Annotated in this window: 7 protein-coding genes; 2 read left to right on the forward strand and 5 right to left on the reverse strand. The window is 41.7% G+C overall.

What is annotated here, in order from left to right:
* Positions 1-1,222 precede the first annotated feature (1,222 nt).
* From AC805_RS27380 to AC805_RS25635, 5 genes are all read right to left on the reverse strand, one after another.
* On the reverse strand, positions 1,223-1,459 hold the full coding sequence (locus tag AC805_RS27380) for a DUF4365 domain-containing protein (protein WP_082429496.1): 237 nt from the start codon (positions 1,457-1,459) through the stop codon (positions 1,223-1,225).
* A gap of 75 nt (positions 1,460-1,534) precedes the next feature.
* Positions 1,535-2,695 (reverse strand): transposase, encoded by a 1,161-nt coding sequence (locus AC805_RS13350; RefSeq protein ID WP_055075883.1) that lies wholly within the window; start codon positions 2,693-2,695, stop codon positions 1,535-1,537.
* A 245-nt stretch (positions 2,696-2,940) separates the two neighbouring features.
* The gene (locus AC805_RS13355) at positions 2,941-3,285 is read right to left on the reverse strand and encodes a hypothetical protein (protein ID WP_055075884.1); all 345 of its coding nucleotides are present in this window, start codon (positions 3,283-3,285) and stop codon (positions 2,941-2,943) included.
* Positions 3,278-3,514: a hypothetical protein gene (locus AC805_RS13360; protein WP_055075885.1), complete on the reverse strand. Its 237-nt coding sequence runs from the start codon at positions 3,512-3,514 to the stop codon at positions 3,278-3,280. The genes AC805_RS13355 and AC805_RS13360 overlap by 8 nt, the downstream gene beginning before the upstream one ends.
* On the reverse strand, positions 3,511-3,687 hold the full coding sequence (locus AC805_RS25635) for a hypothetical protein (RefSeq protein WP_156341403.1): 177 nt from the start codon (positions 3,685-3,687) through the stop codon (positions 3,511-3,513). Before AC805_RS25635 ends, AC805_RS13360 begins: the two co-directional genes overlap by 4 nt.
* Positions 3,688-3,916: 229 nt before the next feature.
* On the opposite strand from AC805_RS25635, the gene AC805_RS13365 reads away from it, so the two are divergent.
* Both AC805_RS13365 and AC805_RS13370 read left to right on the forward strand, forming a co-directional pair.
* On the forward strand, positions 3,917-4,177 hold the full coding sequence (locus tag AC805_RS13365) for a helix-turn-helix transcriptional regulator (protein ID WP_055075886.1): 261 nt from the start codon (positions 3,917-3,919) through the stop codon (positions 4,175-4,177).
* 26 nt (positions 4,178-4,203) lie between these two features.
* A complete protein-coding gene (locus AC805_RS13370; RefSeq protein WP_055075887.1) occupies positions 4,204-4,467 on the forward strand; it encodes a hypothetical protein in 264 nt (87 codons plus the stop codon).
* The last annotated feature ends 453 nt before the right edge of the window (positions 4,468-4,920 follow it).

The raw sequence follows: 4,920 nt of genomic DNA on the forward strand, positions 1-4,920 counted from the left end.
GTTTTTGTCCTAACCTAACTGGCTAATGCTAAATTATGTTCGGCGCTTCGCGCCACACATAATAATTTAGTACCAAGATCGTGCATAACTCATAGAACTACGCGAAAATCTTGGATAGATTGGATGGAAATATCGCTTCCATTGTCAATAATTTGCCCGTAGAAGGCAATTTTATGATTGTCTAAATGGGCGCGAACGGCATTCCGATAATAGGCTTCGTTGAGCTTTAGCATCACTTCTCTTTTACTGCCATTGATATTAGTTAATATAGTTACATTTGCATCAGCTGCGCGATCGCGGCGATGTAACCCAATCACCTCTCCTTCAATTAGAGTCAGCAGATCCCGATAAGGCGAGGGCGATCGCGTTTTGTTTACAGGCTTACGCAGGATATTATTTTGCTTGAGTAATTTGCTAGCTTCCTCAAGAACAGGAAAAGTTTCTTTGGGCAAGGCCAATTGCTTGTGAATGCTGGAGGGAGCATTCCATATCGGTGACCATTGCCAACGGAAGCCCAGATCTTGTAAATCGGTATGACTGCCAACTTCTAAAAGTGCATCGCAAAGATTCGCGCTAACCCCATCGGATACGGCTTGCTCGAAAATTTCAATATTACTGCCTGCCAAGACTTCTTGAGATTTTGCTCGAATTGCCGCGATCGCCGTATTCAATGAAATGTTGACTTTACGTCCAAAGTCTTCATGATCGTGCATAATTGGCGATAGAACGTTAATAATATAGCTACCTTGCTCGGTCTCGCCCACACGTAGCTCCTGCAAATATTCGCGCACCTGTGCGAACATGCCACCTCTAAAGATAGAACGCTGTTCTAAGGTTGCCGAAGCTGCAAATTTCATTATTTTAGAAGTGGCTTCAAACAATCTCACCGCTTCATCGATCGGGATCGTGCCGCCAATAATGTCAGGACTATCGATCCGAATTTTAATCAGATCGGTGGGTTTGAGAAGCAGATCGTTAACAATTTGTTGGCGATCGCGATGTTCGCTAATTTCCAAAACATCAATGATCTCGCGAATTCTGTTTTTGTAATCTCTTAACTGAGGGCTCTTGGGCAGTATGACTTCAAGATCGTCTCCTTGATGCCATATCGAAGCATTTCCCAAGAAATCGCCTACTTCTTTCCATCCCCTAGCTCTCAGGTAATGGCTGAGAATTTCAGGACTAATATTATCTAAGGTATTAGCGATCGCAACTTTTACAATCACGGTAATCCTCCCTGCGTCAGTCTCTGAATGATTTCTTGTAAAGCTCGGACGGTAAACTGATTTTGTCTGGGAACTTGTATTGTAATGTTTTTTTGGCTGTTGCGATCTGGTTTGCCTCGCAATGATGTCCAATAGCCACAATGCCGCAAACATAGCTCCTCTTCAGTGTGAACGATCCAGTCTTCGCTCGATTTGGGTACGATTACGATTACTAAAATGCGCGGTACGACTATATCCTCGGCTCTGAGTTCACTCTAGAACTTTTGACTGAATTTTTAAAGCGATCGCCTAAAAACGATCGCTATTTTTTATTTGACCATATCTACTAAGTCTTTGAATAAGAGCTTAGTAGCCTTGGCAACGGCAGTCATTCTAATAAGTTTAACGGGTCTACCTCCCTCTTTCATATCGTCTACAATTTTGCCTATAGTGTTTCCAACATCATTTTTGGGTCTATTTCTGAATACCTCAATTCGTGTAAACAGCCACTGCCAAAGGGCAACACGACAAATATCAGATCCGCCAACAATACGCTTACTCTCCTTATCACCAGAGCTTTTTTCTGTTGGCGCACAGCCAAGAGCTTTAGTAAAACGTCTCAGGCTTATATGTCTCTTGGTACGTTTATTTTTATTCTTTCGGGACTTGCCCCACTGAATAATAGGATTGTTGTCGTCATCTAGGAAGCTTTCGATGGGAAAGATTTGGCTTAGAAGAATAGCTTGAACCCTGCGACCAAATCCCCATTTATTAAATACCTGACGATAACTAATAAACCTAGAATCAGTCATTAATTCTTCAAGCTCGGCTTCAATCTCTTTTTCCTCACCCCAGATATCGATTAGTCTTTTTGCATGACGGTGGGTAGCTAATTCAATGCCAAGCCCAACAGAGTTGGCTAAGAGTCTGTCGTACTTTTTACTTTCCCGCTCAAGTGCTAGCCATTCCCACATTACTACACCTTGACTCATCGCAACTTCGGGAAACTGCCAAGCAAGATCTTGACGAATCCGATTAATGATCGGGCTTTGACATCTGGCAAGATGACCTAATCTCAGCACCTTTTCTCTAATTTTTGCCGATACTTGGTCACGGTCTTGTAGAAATCTACGGGGTTGATCGTGATAATCCCACCAATAGCAAGCAAGAGCAAAAGCATCTGACTCATCGGATTTATCGGGCATATCTAAATGCTCCCGATGACGAGCTAACTTATTGTGACTAACCAACATCACACGGCAACCAGATCGGGCTAGATGAGTACCCCAAAGTTTGGAGTAATTAACTCCAGTGGGTTCCATGACTGCAATATCTGGCTTTAAATCCAATAAAGTTTTTAAGCCCACAACATCAGCTTTGCAGTTAAAGAACTCAGTCTTAAATAAAAATTGTCGAGGTTCATTTGGACGTTCTGTTAATAGGCAAGCGATAACGCTACCCTTGCAGATATCAATCCCAAGAATACGCATAAAGATATTCCATTGTAGGTAGGTTATACAGTTCCAATCCCTTGCGGGCAGGTTTAAGAATCACCTTTAGACCCTCACTACATCGGGGTCTGATTCACTCAATCTAAACCGAAATAAGGTTAACGGGGTCTTTGAATTTATTTAAGCGTTAAAGCTTGTTTCTATCTTTAGACCCTCAATTACCTGCTGATGCTTTGGACACATCAGCATACTGCCCAGTTAATAACTGGACAGGTGCTGACTAGTCATAACAGAGGAACGATGTCTTCAACTAAATCATTGAGTAAACCACTCAGATCCACATTTGTTATAGATTCACCAGTTCCCTTGCATTCAGGACATTCAACATCGAATTCTTCATCCAACATTTCTATGTAGCCTTCACCGTTGCATCTATTACAGACAGACATCATCGGGTCATCAAAACCAACTGGTTTAGCTGGTTCCGATTCCTTATTAATCTCAGCCATTTCGTAGATACGGTTATAGAGACCATCCCAGAGATCTTGTAATTCGGATTCGGTTAGGTTGAAAGCATCGACAAGATCTAGTAAAGCTCTAGACCGATGGTTAATTAGAAATTCACTCATGGTTTTTTGGTTCGGGTATGTAGTTATCCTGATCCTTCTTGCTTGGTCTCATTAGAAACTCAACTTTCTCTACTGTTGAACATTTATTGTTTATAAGTAGACATTGTGCAAGCCACCATTTTTGTTTGTCTGGTAGACTTTCAAGCCAAGTCTCAACATCTTCGGGTAAGTCCCATCTTCCTAGAATTGGATGATTGTAAAATTCACCGATTTTAGGGGATTCATTCATGGTTGATTCTCCTTAGATGGTTCTTTGGTCTCGGCAAAGGCAAAATCAATTTGTTTCATGATGCTGGCGGCGACTTGGATTTTCCTCATAACAGGAAGACTTTCAAGCCAAGTCTCAACATCTTCGGGCATAGGATTCAGTTTGGAGCTGTAGTAATAGCTAATAGGTTTCATATCAACCTCATAGATTTGGTTTAAAAACCAACATTGCAAAACTAAGCCACTACCTACGGTGTAGGGAGTCTCTAGCGGCTTGGGGTATGTGCGACAATTGGCTTAATACTAACGGGGGCAGCACTTAACGAAATTTGTTGGGTGCTGCTTTTAGTTATGTCAATCAGTATAACTCTAGTTATACATATGTCAACTAGAGTTAGTCAATTTATAATTTCAGTTATACAATATGAATGATGATCTAGATTCGGAGTTGGCTATGTTAAGACGTTATAGAAATATTTCTCAGTCAGAGCTAGGCAAAATTCTTGGTGTTTCTAAAACTACTATTCATAAGTGGGAAAATGGGCTTTCGCAGCCAAGACTCTCACCAAGACAAACTAAAGACTTGTGTAGGGCTCTAGGCATAACTCTTGATGAGTTACCAGATGATTTTGGTAAGCATGAAATTCAAAAAAAATTAGATCCACTTTCGCCCCCCAACCCATAGATCGTAAAGATGCAGAATGAAAACAAATGAAATACTGTCAGCTAGCGATATTTCCAGAATTAGAGACAGTGGTCGAGGTTGAGCCAAAGGTCACATTGGAAACAGCGAGACGATCAATAAACTCCCAGCTCAGATCGCTATCAAAATATTATGACGTACCAGAATATCTAGTGCATCTAGCATACGTAACCGACTACCTAGAGAAATTAAAGCGGGTAGAGCTACTTATGTATGTCACGCTTTTTATATCTCAGATTACGGTAGTACCAGAAGATTGGGAAGAAGAATAGGATTGGTGGGTGGGTGGGGTTGGCAGACCGAGGCGATCGCCCAGATTAAAGCAAGACTTAAAAACAATAATAGACATCATAATTTTCTTTCGTCACGGGTACGCGAAGCGAGTGACGAATGCAAATTATGATGCAGCCTCGCGGCTCTGAGCGACAGGATGTACGCAGAGATCATACGGATTTTTCTAGATGCGGGTAATCCTTAACGGATAGTATCTAGAAAAATCCGATAGACAGACTGCGAGTTTGGCGAGCGGGTACTGTGCAGCATTGTTCGCGTTAACAGATAAGGATTAGCTCGCCATTGTTCGAGCATCCATATGATCTTAGCCTCGCGGCGAATGAGCGACAGGATGTAGGCTAAAGCAGAAAAACTTACTCCTTTTATCAAACAAAAAAGCGATCGCAATTTTGCATCCAGGAACAAAAATGGCGATCGCCAAATTTCTACGC

The sequence above is a fragment of the Pseudanabaena sp. 'Roaring Creek' genome (genome assembly GCF_001402795.1).
Lineage (GTDB): Bacteria > Cyanobacteriota > Cyanobacteriia > Pseudanabaenales > Pseudanabaenaceae > Pseudanabaena.

What these genes read in the sequence shown, in the direction of transcription:
- AC805_RS13350 (WP_055075883.1), bottom strand. Translation starts at nt 2,695, where the DNA reads ATGCGTATTCTTGGGATTGATATCTGCAAGGGTAGCGTTATCGCTTGC.
- AC805_RS13355 (WP_055075884.1), bottom strand. Translation starts at nt 3,285, where the DNA reads ATGAGTGAATTTCTAATTAACCATCGGTCTAGAGCTTTACTAGATCTT.
- AC805_RS13360 (WP_055075885.1), bottom strand. Translation starts at nt 3,514, where the DNA reads ATGAATGAATCCCCTAAAATCGGTGAATTTTACAATCATCCAATTCTA.
- AC805_RS25635 (WP_156341403.1), bottom strand. Translation starts at nt 3,687, where the DNA reads ATGAAACCTATTAGCTATTACTACAGCTCCAAACTGAATCCTATGCCC.
- AC805_RS13365 (WP_055075886.1), top strand. Translation starts at nt 3,917, where the DNA reads ATGAATGATGATCTAGATTCGGAGTTGGCTATGTTAAGACGTTATAGA.
- AC805_RS13370 (WP_055075887.1), top strand. Translation starts at nt 4,204, where the DNA reads ATGAAATACTGTCAGCTAGCGATATTTCCAGAATTAGAGACAGTGGTC.